The 22,111-nt window shown below is 62.4% G+C and carries 20 protein-coding genes; 6 read left to right on the top strand and 14 right to left on the bottom strand.

Annotation, left to right across the window (positions count from 1 at the left end; translation table 11 throughout):
• Positions 1-461: 461 nt before the first annotated feature.
• Positions 462-1,529, top strand: a complete 1,068-nt coding sequence (locus tag N8A98_RS18830) for a glycosyltransferase family 2 protein (RefSeq protein WP_262167617.1) — start codon at positions 462-464, stop codon at positions 1,527-1,529.
• Here the strand turns inward: N8A98_RS18830 and N8A98_RS18825 are convergent.
• The 12 genes from N8A98_RS18825 to N8A98_RS18770 all read right to left on the bottom strand — a co-directional run bounded on the left by N8A98_RS18825 (position 1,511) and on the right by N8A98_RS18770 (position 12,902).
• Complete coding sequence (locus N8A98_RS18825; protein WP_262167615.1) at positions 1,511-2,581, bottom strand: NAD-dependent epimerase/dehydratase family protein; 1,071 nt, start codon at positions 2,579-2,581, stop codon at positions 1,511-1,513. The genes N8A98_RS18830 and N8A98_RS18825 overlap by 19 nt on opposite strands.
• Positions 2,578-3,612 (bottom strand): Gfo/Idh/MocA family protein, encoded by a 1,035-nt coding sequence (locus N8A98_RS18820; RefSeq protein WP_262167613.1) that lies wholly within the window; start codon positions 3,610-3,612, stop codon positions 2,578-2,580. Before N8A98_RS18820 ends, N8A98_RS18825 begins: the two co-directional genes overlap by 4 nt.
• Positions 3,609-4,607, bottom strand: a complete 999-nt coding sequence (locus N8A98_RS18815) for a glycosyltransferase (RefSeq protein ID WP_262167611.1) — start codon at positions 4,605-4,607, stop codon at positions 3,609-3,611. The genes N8A98_RS18820 and N8A98_RS18815 overlap by 4 nt, the downstream gene beginning before the upstream one ends.
• Entirely contained in the window at positions 4,604-5,521 is a 918-nt protein-coding gene (locus tag N8A98_RS18810; protein ID WP_262167609.1) for a glycosyltransferase, read from the bottom strand. Before N8A98_RS18810 ends, N8A98_RS18815 begins: the two co-directional genes overlap by 4 nt.
• Positions 5,518-6,420 carry a glycosyltransferase family 2 protein gene (locus tag N8A98_RS18805; protein ID WP_262167607.1) on the bottom strand — a complete coding sequence of 301 codons (903 nt, stop codon included), beginning with the start codon at positions 6,418-6,420 and terminating at the stop codon, positions 5,518-5,520. The genes N8A98_RS18810 and N8A98_RS18805 overlap by 4 nt, the downstream gene beginning before the upstream one ends.
• The gene (locus tag N8A98_RS18800) at positions 6,421-7,290 is read right to left on the bottom strand and encodes a glycosyltransferase family 2 protein (RefSeq protein WP_262167605.1); all 870 of its coding nucleotides are present in this window, start codon (positions 7,288-7,290) and stop codon (positions 6,421-6,423) included.
• Positions 7,283-8,242, bottom strand: coding sequence for a polysaccharide deacetylase family protein (locus N8A98_RS18795; RefSeq protein ID WP_262167603.1), 960 nt, complete (start codon positions 8,240-8,242; stop codon positions 7,283-7,285). Before N8A98_RS18795 ends, N8A98_RS18800 begins: the two co-directional genes overlap by 8 nt.
• Positions 8,239-8,751 (bottom strand): class I SAM-dependent methyltransferase, encoded by a 513-nt coding sequence (locus N8A98_RS18790; RefSeq protein WP_262167601.1) that lies wholly within the window; start codon positions 8,749-8,751, stop codon positions 8,239-8,241. Before N8A98_RS18790 ends, N8A98_RS18795 begins: the two co-directional genes overlap by 4 nt.
• Before the next feature lie 11 nt (positions 8,752-8,762).
• Positions 8,763-9,797, bottom strand: coding sequence for a glycosyltransferase family 2 protein (locus tag N8A98_RS18785; RefSeq protein WP_262167599.1), 1,035 nt, complete (start codon positions 9,795-9,797; stop codon positions 8,763-8,765).
• The gene (locus N8A98_RS18780) at positions 9,794-11,044 is read right to left on the bottom strand and encodes an ABC transporter ATP-binding protein (protein ID WP_262167596.1); all 1,251 of its coding nucleotides are present in this window, start codon (positions 11,042-11,044) and stop codon (positions 9,794-9,796) included. The genes N8A98_RS18785 and N8A98_RS18780 overlap by 4 nt, the downstream gene beginning before the upstream one ends.
• 9 nt (positions 11,045-11,053) lie before the next feature.
• Positions 11,054-11,890, bottom strand: coding sequence for an ABC transporter permease (locus tag N8A98_RS18775; protein WP_262167594.1), 837 nt, complete (start codon positions 11,888-11,890; stop codon positions 11,054-11,056).
• A gap of 61 nt (positions 11,891-11,951) precedes the next feature.
• Entirely contained in the window at positions 11,952-12,902 is a 951-nt protein-coding gene (locus tag N8A98_RS18770; protein WP_262167592.1) for an NAD-dependent epimerase/dehydratase family protein, read from the bottom strand.
• A gap of 213 nt (positions 12,903-13,115) precedes the next feature.
• On the opposite strand from N8A98_RS18770, the gene ligD reads away from it, so the two are divergent.
• Genes ligD through xth form a run of 5 tightly spaced genes read left to right on the top strand, consistent with a single transcriptional unit; the run spans position 13,116 to position 18,981 of the window.
• Positions 13,116-15,542, top strand: coding sequence for a DNA ligase D (gene ligD, locus N8A98_RS18765; RefSeq protein WP_262167590.1), 2,427 nt, complete (start codon positions 13,116-13,118; stop codon positions 15,540-15,542).
• Between the two features lie 41 nt (positions 15,543-15,583).
• On the top strand, positions 15,584-16,486 hold the full coding sequence (gene ku, locus N8A98_RS18760; RefSeq protein WP_262167588.1) for a non-homologous end joining protein Ku: 903 nt from the start codon (positions 15,584-15,586) through the stop codon (positions 16,484-16,486).
• A 6-nt stretch (positions 16,487-16,492) separates the two neighbouring features.
• Positions 16,493-17,566, top strand: coding sequence for a tetratricopeptide repeat protein (locus tag N8A98_RS18755; RefSeq protein WP_262167586.1), 1,074 nt, complete (start codon positions 16,493-16,495; stop codon positions 17,564-17,566).
• Positions 17,567-18,211 carry an alpha/beta hydrolase family protein gene (locus tag N8A98_RS18750; protein ID WP_262167584.1) on the top strand — a complete coding sequence of 215 codons (645 nt, stop codon included), beginning with the start codon at positions 17,567-17,569 and terminating at the stop codon, positions 18,209-18,211.
• Positions 18,208-18,981, top strand: coding sequence for an exodeoxyribonuclease III (gene xth, locus N8A98_RS18745; RefSeq protein ID WP_262172065.1), 774 nt, complete (start codon positions 18,208-18,210; stop codon positions 18,979-18,981). Before N8A98_RS18750 ends, xth begins: the two co-directional genes overlap by 4 nt.
• A 10-nt stretch (positions 18,982-18,991) precedes the next feature.
• On the opposite strand, the gene N8A98_RS18740 is transcribed toward xth, so the two are convergent.
• A complete protein-coding gene (locus tag N8A98_RS18740) occupies positions 18,992-20,605 on the bottom strand; it encodes a GMC family oxidoreductase (RefSeq protein ID WP_262167582.1) in 1,614 nt (537 codons plus the stop codon).
• The gene (locus N8A98_RS18735) at positions 20,602-22,104 is read right to left on the bottom strand and encodes an FGGY-family carbohydrate kinase (protein ID WP_262167580.1); all 1,503 of its coding nucleotides are present in this window, start codon (positions 22,102-22,104) and stop codon (positions 20,602-20,604) included. The genes N8A98_RS18740 and N8A98_RS18735 overlap by 4 nt, the downstream gene beginning before the upstream one ends.
• Positions 22,105-22,111 lie beyond the last annotated feature (7 nt).

Raw genomic sequence — 22,111 nt, 5'->3', positions numbered from 1 at the left:
GTTACGCGGCCCCGACGCAGGGCCGGGTGGGGAGACCGTGGGATGGGGGCGCCTGTCCAGTGGGGTTGGAAACTCGGCAGCCGGACCTGCAAGAATGGTACCGCCTGAACCGGACCCTGCATAAAAAGCGGATCGTGACGGGCGGCCATTGGCCCACTCTATCTGTTTCGGAAGGTCCAATGGCCGCCCGTTACCGTATAACCGCGACGCCTTAGGGCCGGGCGGCGTTTTCGGCTGTCCGGCCAGGAGCCGAGGCGTTGGAGGCCGTTTGTGCATGGGCTGTGCCGATCAGTGGTGCGGCCGCCAGAACCGGCGGCGGCCCACAAACCTCTGCGGGTAAGCCTGATATATTATTCAACGCGGCGCACACTTTTGGTCCAGAGAAATCAATATATTCGCAAGCATACTTGAAATATTGTAGTAGCCGAAAGTGGTTCTAACGACAGAATCGTGGTTACAATTTGCACAGACCGTCAATATCTGTAGTCATTCCTGCATATAATGCAGAATCTACTCTACCGGAAACCGTCGAAACGGTTCGCAAACAAACGCTTCCGAATATTGAGATAATCGTGGTCGATGACGGCTCGATAGACGGCACCCATTGCCTTGCCCAGCAGCTTGCGGCGCGGGACCAGCGCATACGGGTGATCTCGACGCGCAATGGCGGGGTCGCCGCCGCGCGCAATGTGGGAATTGAAGCGGCGCAAGCAGCCTATATTGCTCCGGTCGATGCCGACGATCTGTGGCATCCTGACAAGCTCTCGCGCCAATTGGCAATTCTGGAAGCGCGGCCGGAGGTGACGCTGGTCTATTCCAGCCGGCGGAATATCGACGAGGCAAGCATCGTCACCAAGACGATTGCGCAGGCGACGCTCGCCGGCTGGGCTTGCCATCGCCTGACGGCATTCAATGCGGTGGGCAATGGCAGCGCCATCATGTTCCGCAGGGCGGACGCGCTGCAGGTAGGCGGCTATGACCGGCGGCTCAAGGAGCGCGGGGCGCAGGGCTGCGAGGACTTCCTGTTTCAGATCCGGCTGGCAATGCTTGGCGAGATCGCAGTGGATGATGGTTATCTCGTTGGCTATCGCAAGCGGGCCGATGCCATGTCCAACGATGACGGCGCCATGCTGCGCTCGCGGCTGCTGGCACTCGACATTGTGGAACAGGAATTACCGGAACTGGCGACCACCGCCCGCGCGACCTACAAGAAGCACCAGTTTTTTCTGGGGCTGAAAGTGTTGGCAGAGGGCGACTGGCGCCAGGCAGCGGCATTGCTCGGCGACTGGACAAAAGGCGCAAGCCTGGCGTCACTCGCGGACGGTCTGGGTTACGTGATGCACCGCCAGCAGACCCGCAAGGGTGTGGTCAAGGCCGACAAGGAGCGTCGGCCCTTTGCGGATTACGCGACCGGTGAGAATGCCGCGGCTGGTTTAAGCCGGCATTTGCAGCGCATTCTGAACGAAGTCGAGCCCCGCGACATTGCTTATGCCCACCTGCAAGACACGCTTCAGCGGGCGACGGCATAGCCTGCGAACTCTAGCCAGCCTAGCGTTCGGCGCTGAGCCTCCGGGAAATCGATGATCGGCACATAGCCCAACTCGCGCGCCGCCTTATCGTGCGGCAATTTCCAGGTGCAGCGATGTAGCAAGCTTCGTTCCAGGCTGGCGACCGGACGTCTGGGACCGGAACTGGACTGCCCCGCTTCGGCGCCCATTTCGCGAAACCCGGCCCGCAATGCCGCCTTGAGCGGACGCGGCAGCGCTCTGGCGGCGCGCCGCAATTGACGAATGGCTTTCAGACGGGCCACCAGACCGGCTCGGCGCTCCATCTCGGGCTGGGGGAGATCATCAAGTGACATTCCCAAAACCCCGGCGACCGGCCGCAGCAGATCGGCCCAGCTATAGGTCTCCTCATCGCCAAGCAGATAGGCCTGGCCATCGGCGGATGGGGTCTTAAGTGCGAGCGTCATGGCATGGATGAGATTGTCGACATAGATGCCGTTGCAAAGGCCTGCGCCGCCATCGACCAGATAGGCCTCGCCAGCCAGCAATTCATCGGCAAAGCCGCCGATCCAATAGGAGCGCGGCCCGTACACGATACCGGGGCGCAGGACGGTGATCTCCAGGCCCCCCTGTTGCCGCAAGCGCATGAGCAGCCGTTCAGCGCGCACCTTGGCATTGTTGTATTCGATGGGTTGGCGCTCCGAGAGCGGACTCAGTTCGGTCGTGCCTAGAGCCGGCGATTGCCCGTGAACGGACGCAGAGCTGAGATAGATCAGTCGTTTGACCCCAGCCGCCGCAGCGGCCCGATAGACCGGCTCGATGGCCGCCACGATAGTTTGGGGATCGCCAGCCATGGCATGGATAACGGCGCTGCAACCGCCAAAGGCGGCCTCAAGCGCCACTTGATCACGGCCATCCGCGATGCGGCCATCGAGTGCAAACCGGCTGGCCAGTGCCAGCGATTGCGCCGCGCGCACAACGGGCCTGACCTCATAATGCCCGCCAAGCGTCAGCATTTCGACGGCTCGATTGCCGATGAAGCCTCCGGCACCCAGAATGGCGATGCGCTCAGTCATGATGGCCTCGAAAGCGCGCGGGCGCGTGCGAGTTCGTCTGCGCCCAACCATGGCAGGGCCATCGCGGCGCGATTGGCGTAGCAGGCCTCGATTATGGCGATGGTTGGCAATATGTCGGCAGCGCCGACGGCGTTCTTGTCGTTGTCCAACGCGGCTTCGATCTGTCTTGCGAAGGCCTGGTGGAAGTCATCGCCCGGCGGCGCCCGCATCTGGGTGTCGGCGGTGTCGCCGCCCGACATGGCAAAGCGGAAATTGCGTGCATCATTCACCGGCCATTCCAGCCAGCCGTTGGTCCCGACGATGCGATAGACATTGGGCTGCGCCCAATCACGGCTAAGACGGATCTTGGCCTGGAAGCCAGGATAATCCAACGTGACAAGGCAATTCGCCTCGACGCCGCCGAACGCGTCATCCTCGTAGGCAACATCGTCTGGCTCGCCGAGCCACCAGGTCAGCAGATCCAGGCAGTGACTGCCGATATCCTGCAGCACGCCGCCACCGGAGGATGAGCGAGAGAAATATCCCGGCCCGGAAACGGGCCAGGAAAACGGGCCGCCTTCAAAGCAGGTGACAGCAGAAATCTGGCCCAACAGCCCTGAGCGCACAATGTCGCGGATGGCACTGGTTGCCGGAAACTGCCGCCGGACGTGTCCAGCGAATAGAAGCCGGTCATTACGCGCCGCCGCTTCGATCATTTGCCGCGCCTGGACGCTGCCGATGGCGAGCGGCTTCTCGCACAGCACGTCCTTTCCGGCGTTCAATGCGGCAATGACCTGGTCGGCATGGGCCATAGGGGGTGATGCCACGATCAGCAGATCGCCGGGCGAGGACACTAGCGCATCGAAGCTTTGGGATACCTCTGTGCCGCTGATCAAGCCAGCAAACGCGCGAGCGCGCGCGGCGTCTGGATCGAAGGCCACTACGCGGTCAATCCGCCCCTTTTGTTGCAGAATGGCGAGGGCGGGCGCGTAATAAAGCGTGCTAACGGCGCCGCATCCAGCGATGGCGATGTTTGCCTGTGGTGCGGTCATGGTTGGGACGCTCCCGCGAGCGTTCGCGCCATGATCTTAATGGCGGGCCAGACAATGGGTGGCGAGGCATCGAGGCGAATGGCCTGCCAGAGCTGGGCGCGCGCAGCCGGCAGGTCGCCCAGGCGCAGCATGCGGTCGGCCATGCCAAGCGACGCACGGGCGTAGGTTCGCTTCGCTGCGGGTATAACGGCCTGCCGCGTCGCTGGCGGCAGATAGTCGGCAAAGATATCGATGGCCTGGCGGGTATAGGCCATGTCGTCCCCCGAGCGGATGTGGCGCCCGGTATTGGATTGCAGATGCATGCGGTATTTCGCCAGCGGCCGCGGCTCGTACCAGACGGGATAGCGCGCGGCGATACGAACCCACATTTCCCAATCCTCGCTGCAGACCAGACGTTGGTCAAAGCCGCCAAGCGCGACATAGGCGCTGCGGCGCACGGCAATGGAGGGGGTCATGATGCGCTGCTCGCGCGCCAGCCGCGCCAGGTGGTCAGGCAGCGGACCGGCATGGTCCTCTTCCTGCTCGGTCAAGCCGAGATCGCGGCCATCCTCATCAACGAAGCGCGCCCGGCAGAATGCCGCGCCAATTTCGGGCACAGCGTGGAAGCCATGCTCCAGCGCTTCGTAGAAGCCCGGCTCGACCAGGTCGTCGCCATGCAGCAAGTGCACCACCTGCCCGCGAGCGCGCTGCAGACAGGTGTGGAAATTGGCGATGTGGCCGACATTGCGCAACTGGCGGGTGAACTGCACGCGGCCTTTGCCAAGCTCGGCAACGATGGCGGCGGGGTCGTCGTTGTCGGAGGCGTCGTCGATAACCTCGACCTGCATCCGCTCTGGTCCCTGGTCCTGCGCCAAGACGCTGGCCAGCGTTTGCCTGAGATAATCGCCGCTGTTGAAGGTGGGGATCATCACCGACCAGAATGGAACAGATTGGTCAGGCGGAGGCCGGCTCACGGCATCGCGATAGCGCGTGTCGAGGATGGGGGACCGGCTCATTGAAGCACCGAGGCTTTGGCGAGCCGCAGGCCGAGCCGGCCAAATGCGCCCCAGCGCACGGTCTGGCCCACGCCACCGCCGCGCAGGGCAAAGGCATAGGCCTGCCGTGATAATTGCGGTTGGCCCTTGCTCAGATAATCTTCGGCCCAATCGTAGAACAGCCCCGAGCAGCCGGCGCGGGCCATGTCGTGGTATTGACCGCCAAGACGTTGATCCATGCTGGTGAGGAAGGCGAAAGTACTGTCGAGCTTGCTCGCCTCCGATTGCGGGCTGAACATGCCGCCTTCATGCAGCCGGTAAAGCGCGACCGGCTCGGGATCGAACGCCAATAGGCCCGAAATGGCGCAGAGGATGTAAAGCGGCCAATCGGTGCGCGGGAAGAAGCCGTGATACCAGGAGGGTACGTCGCGGATCGGCGCGAGGCGCAGCATTCCTGCGGCCGTCGCATAGGGATTGCCGTGCCAGATTTGCGCCAGATCGACACGGCGGGCCTGCGTTTGCGGCGTCCAGAGGCCCTCGGTCGGCGCCCCGCCCCGGATGATCCTGGCGTTGAAGAAATGGGCGGCGCAATCGGGATTGTTCAGCAGGAAATCGGCCTGGCGCTGCAGCTTGTCGGTGGCCGTCCAGCAATCGTCGCCGTCAAGCAGGGCGACGAACTCGCCTCGGGCGGCGCGCAAGCCGCGGGCCACGGTTTCGTTGCTGCGCAGATTGGTCTCTGACAGCATCAGGCGGATACGGCTGGGAAAGCGGGCTGCATAATCCTCGACAATTGCCCTTGTGCCGTCTGTCGAGGCGTCTTCGCTGATTATGATCTCGACGTCGAAATGCGTTTTCTGGGCAAATGCGCTATCGATGGCCGCTGCGATGAAGCCCACGTGATTGTAGGTAACGATAAGCACGGTCACGAGCGTCATTGCCGCCACCGCCGAATGGAGCGTTCAACGCGGCGCGTCGCCTGCTTGGCGCGCAGATAGACAAGGTCGGCGCTGCGTTGCAGTCCGGGCTGCGCATAGGGCGCCCGGGCGAGCCGCAAGGCCCGCCTCAGGGCTGTTTTGCCATCCAGATATTGCGCGACCCAATCGAGAAAAGCCGCGCGGGAGCGATGCTCGGCATGGCGCTGATATTGCCCAGACCTGACGGCCTCGGCGGAAACGGAGTGCTCGTGCTGGCGATATCGCGACAGGCAATGATCGTGGATGAAAACGGGATAGCGCAGGAACAGCTTGGTCCAGAGCGTCTGGTCTTCGTAGAGGGTGAATTGCTCTTCGAAACCGCCGGTTTCGGCAATGGCCGCGTGGCGGATGAGCACGGCACAGGTGCAGGGCACGTGCCAATCGAGTGACAGGATAACCTTGGAAACCAGTGCCGGCGGCTGATGCTGGCGGTTGGCCTGGCGCTGCATCGGCTCAACCCAGCGCCAGGGCCGCTCCCCGTCGCGCCACCAAAGCGTGGGACCATAAACCATTGCGGCTTCGGGATGGGCCGCCAGCAGGGTCAGCTCGGTTTCGAGCTTTTGCGGCTCATAAAGATCGTCGGCATCGAGAAAGGCGACGAACTCGCCCTTGGCCAGCGCGAGGCCGGCATTGCGCGCCGCAGCGGCACCGTGTCGCGCATTGGCGGGCCGAGAGACCGTGCGGACGCGGGTATCCCTAGTGGCCGCCGCGGCGGCGATTTGCGGGCTGGCATCGGTCGAGCCGTCATCGATCAGCAGGAGTTCCCAGTCGGTCTCGGTCTGGGCCAGTACGCTGTCTATGGCCGCAGGCAGGAAGCGCTCGGCGTCCAGGACCGGGGTGATGATGGAGACCTTTGGCATCTAGCGAACCCTCAGCCAGAAGGGGCGGCGAGGCTTGATCATGGCCCAGCATGTTTGCGCCGCGAGGCGGGCAAGCTGGGTGAGAACGCCCAAGCGGGCGGGTGCCCGGCGAACGACATATCCAGCGAACCAGAAGAGGAATGCCAGATACGCCTGGCCATCGCCGCCGTTGCCGGCTGATTTGGCCGAGAAGCTCTCCTTGTGCTGGCGATAATGCGCCCAATTCCGCGAGGAAATGTAGGTCGGCGCCTCCAACAGGGCTTTGGCGAAAAATACCTGGTCCTCGAACATGCCACGAAACCGGCTTTCAAAGCCCCCTAGATCGCGGAGGAAGGCGCTGCGCATCAGCGCATTGCAGGTCGTTGGTGTTTGGCTCTGGTTTTCCAGCAGAATTGTCAGCAGGCCGGGTGGCGCGACGACGCGGTCCGGCGCGGTGCCGAGATCATAGAAAAAATCGTCGGCGGCCTGGCCGGTTCGCCACGAATGCCAAATCAGGGTGCGGCCATAGATCATCTGGGCGTCGGGGTGGCGATCCAGCAGTCCGACCTGTTCGGCTAGTTTGTGCGGCAGCCAGATATCGTCGCAATCGAGAAACCCCATCAGCGCCCCTCGAGCGGCGGCAATGCCCAGATTGCGCGTGGCGCTCATGCCATGATTGGCGCCATTGGCGTGAGCAATGCTGCGGATGCGTCCCGGATGGCGGGCGGCATAGTCACGGGCGATTTCGAGGCTACGGTCGCTCGAGCCATCGTCGGCGATGATCAATTCCCAATCGGGGAAACTCTGCGCCACCACGCTGTCGATCGCCTCGGATAGGTAGCGGTCGCCGTTGTAGACGATGATGATGGCACTGACCCGGGGCTCAGCCATGGCTGGCGATCAGGCGTTCGAAGCTGGCAGCATCCAGATTGCCGATGGCGACGCGCGGCAGGGCGAAGCGATCGGCGCGGCGCCTTACGGCGTCCGGAACGGTCGTGCAGGCAAACTGCACGCCGCTCGATCGCGCGGCGGCCAGCGTCTCCTTGTTGTAATCGCCGAAAGGGAAGGCGAGCCCATGGGGTTGGATGCCGAGTGTTTCCACGATCCAATTGCGGCTGCGGCTCATTTCCTCGGCCTGCTCCGATGCAGAGAGCTGTGGCAACGATGGATGGTTCATAGTGTGGGCGCCGAAGTCGAGAACGCCCGGCTGAGAAAAGGCCCGCAACTGCTCCTCATCCATGCAGCGATCGCTGGTGGGCGCGTCAGCCGAAATGCCGGCCCATGCCACCAGGGTGGCAAGGTGCCCTGCCCGCTCCCCGTCGCCCATGAATTTGAGCACCGTCCAGACTTCGTCATGGACCTTGCGGCGTGTACCGGCTCGTATATCCCAAACCGTGCTTCCGCCGGCGTGGTCGAGCGTCAGTTGCGCAGGCAGCTCCGGCGTTGCCAGAAAAATCCGGGTCAGAATATCCCACCAGAAACCTCCGGGTTGGCCGACAAAGGCAGGCGGCAGGAAAACGGTGGCCGGGCAGGTATAGCGCGCCAGCAAAGGCTTGGCATTGTCCAGCAGATCGACATAGCCATCGTCGAAAGTGATGGCGACAGCGCGGGGAGCGGATTGGCCCCGCTCGAGCCGGTCCACCAACCAGGACAGGGGCACCACGTCCCGCTTGGTGCGCAAGATCTCGAGCTGAATCGCAAACCGGGTCGGCGATACAGCCAGCTCCCAAGGATCGTGCTCGAGGTCGGCAATGCGGTGATACATCAGGATCAGCGGACGCTCGGTGCCCAGCAGGCGGCGGACAGTGCGCGCCATCGCGCCCAATGCGCTGCGGGTGCTCATAGGGCCTTCCTGGCACTGGCCGCGACGATCACCGGACAGAGCGGGTCATCCACGTCGAGGTCCTGGGGGCGCACTTCATGCTCGGCAAAGCCATAGAGGAAGGCCGATGCGGCAAGAACGTTGCCATAGGCATTGACGGCGATATCGCTGGGCGCAAACCGCGTTTCGAGCAACTTGCGCAGCCCAGCCGGCGACAGCGCCCAATACCAGGTGGCATTCCATTCACCCTTGTCGATCGAGGTGATCCAGGGGACGGTAACGAGGACGGAGCCGCCGGGTTTGAGTGCGTTCCAGATTGTCGCGATGGCCGCGGGCATGTCGAAGATCAGATGCAGCGTCTGGGTAAGGACCATGCAATCGAACGTGTCGTCGGGCAGATTATGCGCGCCCGATATATCACCGACATAGGTTACGCCGGGCTGCCCGGCAAAGCGGTGAAATGCTTCGGCTGCAACCACCCGGTCGCCGCCGAACTGGACCGTGTAGGCGGTGTCGCCGATTTCGAGCACGTGCCCGTGGATCAGTTGCGCATGGCGCGCCAGAAAATCCTCGACATAGCGCCGATCAACGGGCTTGCCGCGATCATAGCCAAATTCGGTACTGACCCGTTCGGTGCCGAGCCCCGAAAAGGACCTCGCGCAGCCACACTGTCGCCCTTGGTCCGCCGCCGCAGGAGGCGCCGGAGATCGGAGCCGATAAGCCGGCTTGCCTGGCCCGGAAAAGGCAGCATGAACGAGGCGGTTTGGGAGAGTGAGCTGCCCACCCGCTGGCCCGACCTGACGGAAGCTTTGAGGCGGTTCAGTTGCGCCGTGCCGTAATAGTCGAACCAGTAGCGCAGGCCACGCTGTCGGGCCGCTTTCCAGAGTGGGTTAGTGTCGGCAATCGCCTTCTGCTTGTGCAGCACAAGGCGGACGGCCTTGTTCATCCGGGCGAGGTCGGACGACATATTGCTATCATGCTGGCGATATTCGGCCAGCACTTCCGGCCCGCAACTGACACCGTGACCATGCGCCATGCGCAGATAGACGTCATAATCCTCGCAGGCCAGCAGCACTGTGTCGAAACCGCCAATGGCGGCCAGAAAATCCCGCCGGTACAGCACGGTTCCATGCATGCCGATGCAGTTCTGCGTCAGCAGCGTCTGATAGGGGTCTCGTCCAACCGGCCGCAGTGCGCATTCCTTGCGCCAATCTGGATCCGTGCCGAATAACCGGTAGGCACCATAGACAAAGCCGCAATCGTCATGCGCTTCAATGCGCCGGACCAGCGTTTCCAGGGCGATCTCAGTGAGACGATCATCGGCATCGAGAAACAGAATGTAGCGGCCAAGCGCGGCCGTCAGCCCGGTATTGCGCGCCGCAGAGAGGCCCTGATTGTGCTGGTGGATGATCTCGACGCCGGCAAATTCGGAGACGACCGTTTCGGGGTGATCGCTGGAGCCGTCGTCGATAACGATAATTTCGTCGGCGGAATAGGTCTGCGCGCGGATGCTCTCGAGGGCCTCTCGCAAATATCTGGCGTGATTATAGGTGGTGACAATGACGGAAACCTTCATGTGAGTTTCTCGCTCGTCCAGTCCAGTCGTGGCCGCACGGCACCCTCCCATTTGCCGTACCAGCCAAAGCGTCCATACGGATTGTCGAGAATTTCGAAGGTGAGCAGATCGGGGATGGATAACAGCACTTCGCCCCGGTCCCGTACCTCCACGGAAACCCGATAGGTGCCGTCGTTCATGAGATCACCGGGCACCACGCAGCGCTCGCGGCGGCGGCCGATTGCCGTTGCGATCGGCTCTTCATTGGGACCGGCATCGAATATCACGACACCGTCTTCGTTGGTTACCACGAGGCCCGCATTGAGATGGGCACCCTCGCGCAGATTGTCGTATTCAAAGCTCATGGCGAAGCTCTGCCGCACATCTATCGGGGCCCCCGGCTCGGCGCCAACTGCCTCGACCCGCGCATTGCGCAGGCGGATCGCGGCATTGCCCGGCGCTTTGTCCATATCGGGCCAATCGCGCGCGATCCCGCCGCCGGTATGTTCAGTTCCGGCATAACGCGCAATGACGCTGGCGGTCGGCCCATCGGCAGCTATCGTGCCGCGATCGAGCCATATGGCGCGCCGGCAGATGGCCTGGATCGCGATGAGGCTATGGCTGATGAAGATCACCGTGCGCCCGTCATGGGCGATGGAATCCATGCGATTGAGGCATTTCTGCTGAAACTTGTAGTCGCCCACGGCGAGCACCTCGTCCACCAGCAGAATGTCAGTGTCGAGGTGGGCGGCCACCGCGAAAGCGAGCCGCATATACATGCCGCTGGAATAGCGTTTCACTGGCGTGTCAATGAAAGCTTCGACCCCCGAAAAGTCGATGATTTCGTCGAAATGCCGTTTCACATCGGCCCGGTGCATGCCCAGAATGGCGCCACTGAGATAGACATTGTCCCGACCGCTCAGCTCGGGATGAAAGCCCGTGCCGACTTCCAGTAATGAGCCAATCCGGCCGCGATAATTCACCGACCCATGCGTGGGCGGGGTGATGCGGGACAGGATTTTGAGCAATGTGCTCTTGCCCGCGCCGTTCTCTCCCACCAGGCCGACGACCTCGCCGGGGGCAATTTCGAACGAGACACCGTTAAGTGCCCAGAAGTCCTGCGCACCGTTGCCCGGCGCTTTGCGCCGCTTGCCCGACAGCATGGCGCCGGCAGTGGCGCTAAGGAGTTCCGCCATGGTCGAGGCGCCCGCGTTGTGGCCTAACCGATAGCGCTTGGCGATGTCACGAGCTTCGATTGCCGGCAGCATGAGCGGTTCCTAGATGAGATCGGCAAAGCTGCGTTCCAGCCGCATGAAAACGAAGATGCCGCAAGCGAGCAGCACTATCGCTGTGACGGCGGAGACGGCGACAAGCGGCCAGGGATCAGTGGACGAGCCGAGCAGCACCCAGCGAAAGCCCTCGACCACGCCGGCCATCGGGTTGAGCCCGAGCAACGGGCGCAACGCTTCAGGAACGAGACTAGCCGGATAGACTACCGGCGTGGCAAAGAGCCCCAATTGCAGCAGCAGTGGCACGAGGTGGCGGACATCGCGATAGCGCACATTCAGCGCCGCCAGAATGGCGCCCAGCCCGAGGGCCGATGCGAGCGCAATGGCCGTCAAGGGGATCAAGAACGGTAGCCGCACGCTGGGCACAATGCCGGCAATGGCCAGCACCGGAACCAGGAATGCCAGGGCAATTGCCAGATCGAGCAATGGCGACAGGATCGCCGAAAGTGGCAGCGACAGGCGCGGAAAATAGACTTTCTCGATCAGCGAGGCATTGTTGATTGCACTGTTCGCGGCATTGGTTAGAGCTTGCGAAAAGTAGTTCCAGGCCGTCAGCGCGCAGATACTGAACGCCCAGTAGGGCTGGCCATCAGAGGCAACCTTGACCAGCGTGCCGAAAATCAGCGTGAAAACGACCAAAGCAAAAAACGGCGGCACCAGCGCCCAGGCCGCGCCGAAGAAGGTCTGGCGATAGCGCACCTTGATGTCGCGCCATACGAGGAAAGCGACGAGATCACGATTGTCCCACACCTCGCGGAGGTAGGTGACAATCGAGCCCCGGTCCGGCGTGATGATCGTTGCGTGCCGCTCAGGCTGCTCTGACATCAAGGCTCCAATAGAAAACTGCTGGCGGTGCGTGGTGGGAGCAAATGGAGCGAGGCCTTAATTACGCGGGGACCAAGACTTCCTTGCGGAACCATTCGGTGCTCAGCATCACTCCCTCTTCATAGGGGATGGCGCAGACCCAGCCCGGCAAAATCTGGTTGCATAATGTCAGATCGGGACGGCGATTGGTCGGGTCCTGCGCCACAGGCGGAAGGAACACGATCGGGGATTTGGGGAAATGGCTCTGGATAAACTCAGCCACTTCGATCACCGAAATTTCACGGTCATTGCCGACATTGAGTGGGCCGGGAAAGTCTGTGCCGTCGCGCCAGAAATAGCGTTCCAACGCCTCCACGATATCGTCGATATGACCCCAGCTGCGGGTTTGCGAGCCGTCGCCATAGATGGTGATCGGCTTGCCCTGGAGCGCCTGGGTGATGAAATTGGAGACGGCACGGCCATCGTCGGGACGGGTGCGTGGGCCGTAGACATTGAACAGGCGCACGACTTTTACGCGTGTGCCGTGCACTCTGTGGGCCTCGAACAGCATGGCTTCGACGCATCTTTTGCTCTCGTCATAGGACGAGCGGGGACCGGTGCAATCAACAGAGCCGCGGTAAGTCTCGGGCTGGGGCGTGATCACTGGGTCGCCATAAACTTCAGAGGTGGAAGTATATCCGATCACGCCACCCGGCTTGAGCAGGTTGAGCAAATTGAGAGCGCCGACCACATTGGCCGAAATGGTGCGCAAAGGCTGCGTCATGTACCAGGGCGGAGACGCCGGTGACGCCAGGTGATAGATTTCATCGAACTTGGTGTCAGACGTGAAAGTTTCGACGTCCGATCGTACAAATTCGACGCGGGCGTCAGAAATTGCGGCCAGATTTTCGAGCCGACCCGTCCATAGATTGTCGACTATGACCAGCCGATCGATATCGTTGCGACGGCAAAGGCGATCAGCCAGATGTGATCCGATAAATCCACAACCTCCAGCAAGAAGTACTTTCTTCATATTGCATTCCCTGCCGAAACATGTCGGCGGACTACAGTCTAAAAGTAACTTTATATTACCGATGAATTGGCCGCAACTTCACTGTTGAGTTTACCTTAATCCGTGCACTTCAATGCAATTTGGCTCCCCGCTGGATGCCGATGCAGCCGCCTAATGCTAGCAGACTGTTCACATTGAGCTGGCATTTGGGCCGTTCCGGTGTAGCTTTTCGGCATGGGCAGCGAAAAACTCCAGACCTATCGGAAGAAACGCGATTTCTCCAAAACGCCGGAGCCGACCGGCACGGTCAGCGAGACGGGCAATCGCTTCGTCGTGCACAAGCATTCCGCCACTGCCGACCATTATGACCTGCGGCTCGAGCTTGATGGCGTGCTCAAGAGCTGGGCGGTGCCCAAGGGCCCTTCGCTGAACCCTGCCGACAAGCGGCTAGCGGCGGCGACGGAAGATCACCCGCTCGACTATATCGACTTCGAAGGCGTGATCCCCGAGGGCGAATATGGCGGCGGGCCGATGATCGTGTGGGACACAGGTGTGTGGGCGCCGATGGGCGATCCGCATGCTGATCTGGAAAAGGGTAGTTTCAAGTTTCGCCTCGCGGGCGAGAAGCTCAATGGCGGCTGGATGCTGACTCGGCTCAAGGGCAAGCCGGAGGACAAGGGACGCGACAATTGGCTGCTGTTCAAGGAACGCGACCCGGCCATGGATACCGAGATCGATATCCTCACGGCACGACCGGAAAGCGTGAAAAGCGGCCGCCGCATCGAAGAGCTGGTGGCGGCCCCTGCCCCGGCAAAGCGTAACAAACTGGTTCCCGGTAAACTGCCCAATGCGATCAAGGCGCCGATGCCGGACAAGATCGACCTGCAATTGGCCAGCCCCGCTGCCGCGCCGCCCAAGGACAAGGATTGGCTGCATGAAATCAAGTTCGATGGCTATCGCACCCTGGCCTTCATCGAAGGCGGCAAAACCCGCCTGATCACCCGCGGCGGTCTCGACTGGACCCGCCGATATGGCGACCTGCCCACGGCGTTTGCGGCACTCGATTGCAAGCAGGCGATCATCGATGGCGAAATCGTCGTGCTGGACGATCAGGGCATCAGCCGCTTCGGCAAATTGCAGGATGCGCTATCGGAGGGCGCGGGCAACAAGCTGGTGTTTTATGCTTTCGACCTGCTCTATCTCGATGGCTGGGATTTGCGGGCCGCGCCATTGCACAAGCGCAAGGCCCTGCTGACGCAATTGCTGGCCGGCCATATCAATGCGCGTTCGGCGCTGCATTACAGCGACCACATGGAGGGCGATGGCGGCCCGCTTTATGATCTGGCGTCGGAAAAGGGTCTTGAAGGCATCGTCTCCAAACGGAGCAATAGCCCCTATCTGGGTGGGCGTTCATCCAGCTGGCTCAAGATCAAGGCGCTGCTGACCGGAGACTTCGTCATTGCCGGCTATAGCGACAGCGAGAAGGCCGGCGGCATCGGCTCCCTGGGCATGGCCGAATGGGTCGATGGCGAGCTGCACTATCGCGGCAAGGTGGGCACCGGGATTGACGCGACGACCATGCGCGCCCTGCTCAAGCGGCTGGAGCCGATGCGTATCCCCGGCAAGCTGGACGGCGCTCCGCCCGAAATCATGCCGGTGCGCCCCACGCTCACCGCCCGCATCCAATATGCCGTCATCACCACGGACGGCATGCTGCGCCACGCCACGTTCAAAGGCTTGCGCGAGGCGGAGCTAACAACGCCCGCGACCACGCCGCGCCAGCGCATCATTTCGGATGCGGACCTCGCCGGCATCTGGGTGACCAATCCGACGCGGCGGCTGTTCGGCAAGTCCGGCCCAACCAAGCTCGATATCGCCGTCTATTATGCCGCCGTGGGCGATTACATGCTGCCGCATCTGTTCAATCGGCCAGTCTCGCTGTTCCGCTGCCCCAGCGGCAGCACCAAGGATTGCTTCTTTCAGCGCCACGCCTTCACCGGCATGCCATCGACCATAAAGGTCTTCGAGACCAAGAATTCGGATGACGAAACGCGGACCTATATCTCGGTCGAAGACGCCAAGGGCTATCTGGCACTGGCCCAGTTCGGCGTGGTCGAATTCCACGTCTGGGGCACCCACGAAAACCACCTCGACAAGCCCGACCGGGTGATCTTCGATCTCGACCCCGGCGAGGGCGTGGAATGGCGCGACGTGGTCAATGCCGCCGTGCATCTACGCGGAGAACTTGAGCGCATGGGGCTGGTCCCCTTCGTCAAAACCTCGGGCGGACGGGGCGTGCATATCGTGGTGCCCATCACGCAGAAGCTGGGCTGGAAACAGGTGCATCAGGCCAGCTCGGCCATTGCCAGCCGCCTCGCCGCCACCGGCCGCGATACCTTCGTCACCCAGATGGGCGCGGATAATCGCAAGGGCCGGATATTCATCGATTTCTACCGCAATGCGCGTAGCGCCACAGCTGTTGCCGCCTATTCGCTGCGGGCGAGGCCCCACCTGCCAGCATCGACGCCAATTGATTGGCGCGATCTGGAGTCCATCGACTCTCCGGTTGACCTCAATTATTCTTCGCTTCCGGGTCTATTAACCACATCAGGCGACCCTTGGGCTGAAATTAACGAGTCCGCACGGGATTTGCCGCCATGATTTCTTGTGGTGAGGAAGTTATTCGCGCGTAGGAGGCGAAGATGGCCGCGAGAGCAAGTTGGAAGGGCCAGTTGCGACTGAGCCTGGTGAGCTGTCAGGTGAAGCTGTTTCCGGCAACCAGTGCCTCGGAACGCATCAGTTTCAACCAGTTGCACAAGGAAACCCATAACCGCATCAATATGAAAGCGGTGGACCCCGAACTGGGCCTGGTCGAGCGGAGCGACCTAGTGCGCGGCTATGAGTATGAGCCCAAGCAATACATCATCATCGATGATGCCGATATCGATGCGGTGCGCATCGAATCCAACCACACCATGAATATCGAAGCCTTTGTCGATGCCGGCGAGGTGGACGTGCTCTATCAGGACACGCCCTATTATCTGGCGCCCGATGGGGCCATGGCCGAGGAAACCTTCGTGGTGCTGCGCGAAGCTTTGCGCAAAAGCGGCAAGGTCGCCATTGCCCGGCTGGTGCTGACCAGCCGCGAGCGCGTGGTGACCATCGGCGCCCGCGAAACCGGCATGTTCGTCACCACTTTGCGCAATCCCAATGAGGTGCGCGGCACGGCCGAATATTTCGACAATATCCCGGTGGGCAAGCCTGACCCCGAAATGCTCGATCTGGCGCAAAAGCTGATCGAGCAAAAGGTCACGACCTTCAATCCCAAGGATTATGAGGATCGCTATGAGCAGGCGCTAATGGCGATGATCCGCGAGAAGCTCAAAGGCCACAATCCAATCATTGCGGCGGCGCCCGAACGCGGTAATGTCATCAACCTGATGGATGCGCTCAAGGCGAGCCTGGGCGAAGCCAAGCCGGCGGCCAAGAGCAAGACCAAGGCTGCCCCTGCCCCCAAGGAATCCCCGGTCAAAGCCTCGCTGAAGGCGGCGCTGGACGCCTCCAAGGCCGCAGCACCCAAGGCGGCATCGAAGAAAAAGGCCTAAACGAGCATGGATTTGAGCGGGGAGAGCTTTGGCGTCGTTGGCGCCCTGCAGGCCTTCCCGCTCCGGCTGGCCGCCAGGCGCGTCGAAAGCCATGGCGGCCGGCTGCACCGCAATGTCACCCGCGCCACGACGACAGTGGTTTTCGGCCGCACGCTGCTGGCACGGCATGACGAAGCCGAAATCGAGCGCCGGGTGCAGGCCGCACCCGCCTCGGCCAAAACCCTGAGCGAAAACGGCTTTCTGCGCCTGCTTGGCTCCCTGCCCCCGGTTCCGGCTGCCAATATCACGAAGCAATCCATTCTCGACCAATCGGGCCTGGCCGGACCGATTTTCAACTTGCTCGCCTTGTTCGATGCCTTCGAGCATCCCGCGGAGCCGTTCTCATTTCGCGACGTCATTCTTGCCAGGAAATATGCGGGCCTGCTCGCTAGTGGCGCGGCTTGGAGCGCCGTGGCGCGCTCCATCCATCAGATCGGTCCAGTCGGCTCGCTGACTGCGCTGACGCTGCATTCGAGCGCCGAGAAGATCATCACGCAGGACGCTCATTCCTTTTCCGAACTCGATGGCCAGCGCCTGCTGGCTCTGCCCGAAGGCGAGGACGAGGCCGAGGATTACTTTGGGCTGGCGGAAACCGCCGAGACCGCGGGGCTGCTGGCCGAAGCCGCCACGCTCTATGCCCATTGTTCGGCTATCGACCCCAGCGACGCCACCGCTGCCTTTAACCTGGGCAATTGCCTGCGCGCGCTGAACCAGCTCGACGAGGCGGCTTTGGCCTATGCCACTGCCCTCAAGCGCGATTCCGGCTTTGTCGAGGCCTGGTTCAACTATGGCGGCCTGCTGCGCGACGTCGGCAAGCTCAAACCCGCGCGGCAGCATCTGGCGCGCGCGGTCGAGCTGGACCCCCTCTATGCGGACGCGGTCTATAATCTGGCGGCCATCGCCTATGACACGGACGACCTTGCGGGTGCCCGGCACTATTGGCGGCGGTATCTGGAACTCGACGCCACCTCGGACTGGGCTAAGCGCGCCCGCGCCGGCATTGCTGTGGCGGATCAACATTTACGGAAATCGGCAGGCTAAATGACAACCAACTTTCTCTTCGACGGCCCCGAAGATGCGCGTGTCACGCTGCTGCTGGCCCATGGGGCTGGAGCGCCGATGGACTCTGCTTCGATGACCGCCACGGCCAAAGCGCTGGCCGATGCCGGATTTCGCGTCGCGCGTTTCGAGTTTGCCTATATGGCCGCCCGCCGGACCGAGGCGGGCCGCAAGCCGCCGCCGCGCGCCGATAAGGTGATCCCCGAATTCATCGCCGCCGTGGACGATCTGGGCCCCACCAATGGCCCGCTGATCATTGGCGGCAAATCCATGGGCGGGCGGGTGGCCAGCATGGTGGCCGATCCGCTCTTTGCGGCCAACCGGATCGCCGGGCTGCTGTGCCTGGGCTATCCGTTCCATCCTCCGGCCAAGCCAGACCAGCTCCGCACCAAGCATCTGGCCGATCTCGATACGCCTACGTTGATCTTTCAGGGGACGCGCGACGAATTCGGCTCACCCGAAGAGATCGCGGGCTACGCGTTGTCATCCAATATCGCGGTCAAGTTCCTCGAAGACGGTGACCATGATCTGAAGCCGCGCAAATCCATTTCGGGGTTCAGCGCGGCCGATCACCTCAAAACCATGGCTGGCGAGGTCGAGGCCTGGACACGGCGGATCGCGCCCTGAAAATCGCCACCTACAATATCAATGGCGTCAATACGCGGCTGGCCAATTTGATGGACTGGCTCGCCGACGCCGCGCCCGATGTGGTGTGTCTGCAGGAGCTCAAGGCCAATGAGCGGCAGTTTCCGGCGGGTGCGCTGGCCGATGCCGGTTATGGCTCGGTGTGGCAGGGGGAATCCGCCTGGAACGGCGTCGCCATTCTTGCCAAGGGCGTCAAGCCGGTGCTGACGCGGATCGGGCTCCCGGGCAATGAGGATGACAAGCAGGCGCGGTATATCGAGGCGGCAGTCAACGGGGTCATCGTGACCTCGCTTTATGCGCCCAATGGCAATCCGCGGCCGGGGCCGAAATTCAACTACAAGATAGCCTGGACGGAGCGGTTGCTTGCGCACGCCGAAGAGCTGTTCGCTACCGGCCTGCCAGTGGTTTTGGCGGGCGACTACAATATCGTGCCCGAGCCGCGCGACATCTACGAGACCACGCCCTATCGCGACAATGCCTTGGTGCAGCCGGAAAGCCGGGCGCTGTTTGCTCGACTGCTTGAGCAGGGCTGGACCGATGCGATCCGCAAGATCCATCCGGACGAGACGATCTACACCTTCTGGGACTACATGCGGAACCGCTGGCCCCGCAATGCCGGGTTGCGGCTCGATCATCTGCTACTGAGCAAGCCGCTGGCGCGCAAGCTGGTGGATGCAGGCGTGGACCGCGAGGTGCGGGGCGCCGAGCATGCCAGCGACCATTCGCCGGTGTGGATTGAGTTAAACGTCTAATTTCAAATGACTAGGCGCTTTTCATCTCGCGTAACATCAGGACAGCGGCTTTCTCGGCGATCATGATCACGGGGGAATTGGTGTTGCCGGAAACGATGGTCGGCATGATCGAGGCGTCCACGACGCGCAGACCGCCGAGACCGCGCACCTTGAGGCTCGCGTCCACCACGGCCATGTCGTCCGTCCCCATCTTGCAGGTGCCAACGGGGTGAAAGATCGTCGTGGCGATGTCGCCTGCCTTGTGCGCCAGGTCCGCCTCGGAGGTGAATTGGGGGCCGGGCAGATGCTCATGGGGCTGGAAGCGGGCAATGGCCCTGGTCTGCATCAGCTGGCGCGCATGCTGGATGGAGCGGGCGGCGATCTGGCGGTCGGTTTCGGCACTGAGATAATTCGGCCGAATCTTGGGTGCAGCGCCCGCATTCGGGCTTTCCATGTGGATGGTCCCACGGCTATCGGGCCGCAGATTGCAGACCGACACGGTCACCGCGCCGAACTTGTGCAGCGGCTCGCCCAGCCGGTCGGTGGAGAGTGGTTGCACATGATATTCCAGATCGGGCGTTTCGAGCCCCGGATGCGACTTGGCAAAAATGCCGAGCTGGCTGGGCGCCATCGACAGCGGGCCGGTGCGACGCAGGGCGTATTCGGCGCCCATGGCGGCGCGGCTGAAGAGGTTGTGGTAGCGGGTGTTGAGCGTCACCGCGTTGCGGATCTTGAAGACGGTGCGGATCTGCAAGTGGTCCTGCAGATTCTCGCCGACACCGGCTAGTTCGTGCCGCATGGGAATGCCGAGGCCGCCCAGAACATCGGGCCGGCCGATGCCGCTGAGTTCGAGGATCTTGGGCGAATTGACCGCACCGGCCGATAGCACCACTTCGCGGGATGCCGTGGCGGTCTTCACCCTGCCCTCGTGCCGCAGGCGCAGGCCGGTGACGCGGCGGCCGTCAAGCGTCAGGCTCTCGACTTCAGCGCCGGTCAGGACCGTCAGATTGACGCGATTTAGCACTGGGCGGAGGAAGGCCTTGGAGGTATTCCAGCGCACGCCGTTACGTTGGTTGACCTCGAAATAACCGGCGCCTTCATTGTTGCCGCCGTTGAAATCATCAACGCTGGGAATGCCCATCTCGGCCGCTGCGTCGCGGAAGGCATCGAGAATGGGCCAGGCGAGGCGCTGCTTTTCCACGCGCCATTCGCCGCCGCCGCCATGCAATGGGGTCTCGCCGGCATGGTGATGTTCGGACTGCCGGAAGAAGGGCAGCACATCGTCCCAACCCCAGCCGACATTGCCCAGCTGCCGCCAGTGATCGTAGTCGGCGGCCTGGCCGCGCATATAGATCATGCCGTTGATCGAGGAACAGCCGCCCAGCACCTTGCCGCGCGGATAATTGAGTGCGCGCCCATTGAGCCCGGCTTCGGGCTCGGTCTTCATCATCCAGTCGGTGCGCGGATTGCCCATGCAATAGAGATAGCCGATGGGAATATCGACCCAATGATAGCGATCGCTGCCGCCGGCCTCGAGCACCAGCACGCGATTGGCTGGGTCGGCGCTCAGCCGATTGGCAAGCACGCAGCCGGCCGAGCCGGCGCCCACAATGATGAAATCGAAGCTCCCCAGTTGCTCAGTCACGCGGCATTGTCCTTGGCCATATGGGCCCAGATCGGCTTCATCGCCTGGCCAAGTTCGAGGAACGTGGCATAGCGCCGATCATAGACCGGTTTGAGTGCCGGACTGGGCTCGAAGCGCTTGGCGACGGCGGTCATTGCAGCTGCCCCTGCGGTGAAATCGGCAAAAAGACCAATGCCGGTGCCCGCCGCAATGGCTGCGCCAAGTGCGCCGGTCTCGCGGCCACGCGCCACCGTCACCGGAACGCCCAGCAGATCGGCGAATATCTGCGGCCAGACCGAGCTGCGCGAGCCACCGCCCGAGAGCACCGCTTCAGTAAACCCGGCCCCTGCCGCGGCCAGCGTTTCGATATGCCGGCGATGCTCGAACGCCACGCCCTCGAACAGCGCCCGCAGCATATGCGCCTTGGTGTGCCAGCCCAGTATGCCGTAATAGCCAGCTCGGGCCTGCCCATCCTGCTGCGCGCCGAACAGGAAAGGATGATAGATCGGCATTTCGTCGCGCGGATCGACCGAGGCAACCAATTCGCTGCAGCGCTCGAACGCTGCGCCATGGTCCTCGCCGAAGAATTCACGCACCATCCATTCGAGATTCACCGCCGAGGTGGCGCTGGATTCAATCGCCAGCCATCGCTGCCGGTCGAACGTGCAGAGCATGAAAATCGAGGGATCATCGGGCGCCTCATCGGTCACCACCTGGTTGATACTCCAGGTGCCGGCAATGATCGAGGCGGCCCCGGTCTGCGTCACGCCGGAGCCGATGGCGCTGGCCACCACGTCAAACAAGCCGGCCACAACCGGCGTGCCGGTCCTAAGGCCAGTCGCAGCCGCAACATCCGCGCTGATCTGCCCGGCAATATCGGTCGGCTCAAGCAAGGCGGGCAATAGGGGCAGGCAATCGTCCAGCCCGTAGGCGGCCATGAGCTCGGCCGAATAGCTCCGCTCGGGCACCTGCAGCAGGCCGCAACCGGCCATGTCCGAGGTCTCCGAAACACGCGCGCTGGTGAGCCGCCAGACGACATAATCCTTGCACAAAAACACTGTGCCGATCTCGGCAAACAGGTCCGGCCGGTGCTGCTTGAGCCAAGCCAGCAGTGTCGGCGTTTGGGCCGCCCAGGGCTTTTGCCGGCACAGCGGAAAGGTCTTTTCGCCCACGCCCAATGCCTGCCATTCCCGCACAGTCTGGCTGCCGCGGGTATCGATCGACTGGATGCCGATCAGCGGGGCGCCAGCGCGATCCAGCGCATAGAGCCCGTTGCCGTGCCCGGCGCAGCCAATGGCGCGGATATCGGCCGCATCGATCCCCGCGGCTTCGACACAACGGCGGATCACCTGCTGCGTATTGACCCAGAGTTCATCAAGGTCACGCTCGACATGGCCCGGCTGCGGCATGGTGCTGTGGCCATCCTCCGCGGCCACCGCCAGTTCATTGCCATCGAGATCAAAAATGATGGCTTTGATGACGGTATTGCCCGCATCCAGTCCCAGAATATAGTCCGCCATAAGGTCC

This window comes from Devosia neptuniae, from assembly GCF_025452235.1.
Classification (GTDB): Bacteria; Pseudomonadota; Alphaproteobacteria; order Rhizobiales; family Devosiaceae; genus Devosia.
The sequence above is the reverse complement of the archived record's forward strand: the minus strand, read 5'-3'. Positions and strand labels throughout refer to the sequence as shown.

What these genes read in the sequence shown, in the direction of transcription:
- N8A98_RS18770 (WP_262167592.1), bottom strand. Translation starts at nt 12,902, where the DNA reads ATGAAGAAAGTACTTCTTGCTGGAGGTTGTGGATTTATCGGATCACAT.
- N8A98_RS18815 (WP_262167611.1), bottom strand. Translation starts at nt 4,607, where the DNA reads ATGAGCCGGTCCCCCATCCTCGACACGCGCTATCGCGATGCCGTGAGC.
- N8A98_RS18750 (WP_262167584.1), top strand. Translation starts at nt 17,567, where the DNA reads ATGACAACCAACTTTCTCTTCGACGGCCCCGAAGATGCGCGTGTCACG.
- N8A98_RS18735 (WP_262167580.1), bottom strand. Translation starts at nt 22,104, where the DNA reads ATGGCGGACTATATTCTGGGACTGGATGCGGGCAATACCGTCATCAAA.
- N8A98_RS18805 (WP_262167607.1), bottom strand. Translation starts at nt 6,420, where the DNA reads ATGCCAAAGGTCTCCATCATCACCCCGGTCCTGGACGCCGAGCGCTTC.
- ligD (WP_262167590.1), top strand. Translation starts at nt 13,116, where the DNA reads ATGGGCAGCGAAAAACTCCAGACCTATCGGAAGAAACGCGATTTCTCC.
- N8A98_RS18820 (WP_262167613.1), bottom strand. Translation starts at nt 3,612, where the DNA reads ATGACCGCACCACAGGCAAACATCGCCATCGCTGGATGCGGCGCCGTT.
- N8A98_RS18780 (WP_262167596.1), bottom strand. Translation starts at nt 11,044, where the DNA reads ATGCTGCCGGCAATCGAAGCTCGTGACATCGCCAAGCGCTATCGGTTA.
- N8A98_RS18795 (WP_262167603.1), bottom strand. Translation starts at nt 8,242, where the DNA reads ATGAGCACCCGCAGCGCATTGGGCGCGATGGCGCGCACTGTCCGCCGC.
- N8A98_RS18825 (WP_262167615.1), bottom strand. Translation starts at nt 2,581, where the DNA reads ATGACTGAGCGCATCGCCATTCTGGGTGCCGGAGGCTTCATCGGCAAT.
- ku (WP_262167588.1), top strand. Translation starts at nt 15,584, where the DNA reads ATGGCCGCGAGAGCAAGTTGGAAGGGCCAGTTGCGACTGAGCCTGGTG.
- N8A98_RS18800 (WP_262167605.1), bottom strand. Translation starts at nt 7,290, where the DNA reads ATGGCTGAGCCCCGGGTCAGTGCCATCATCATCGTCTACAACGGCGAC.
- N8A98_RS18775 (WP_262167594.1), bottom strand. Translation starts at nt 11,890, where the DNA reads ATGTCAGAGCAGCCTGAGCGGCACGCAACGATCATCACGCCGGACCGG.
- N8A98_RS18785 (WP_262167599.1), bottom strand. Translation starts at nt 9,797, where the DNA reads ATGAAGGTTTCCGTCATTGTCACCACCTATAATCACGCCAGATATTTG.
- N8A98_RS18755 (WP_262167586.1), top strand. Translation starts at nt 16,493, where the DNA reads ATGGATTTGAGCGGGGAGAGCTTTGGCGTCGTTGGCGCCCTGCAGGCC.
- N8A98_RS18810 (WP_262167609.1), bottom strand. Translation starts at nt 5,521, where the DNA reads ATGACGCTCGTGACCGTGCTTATCGTTACCTACAATCACGTGGGCTTC.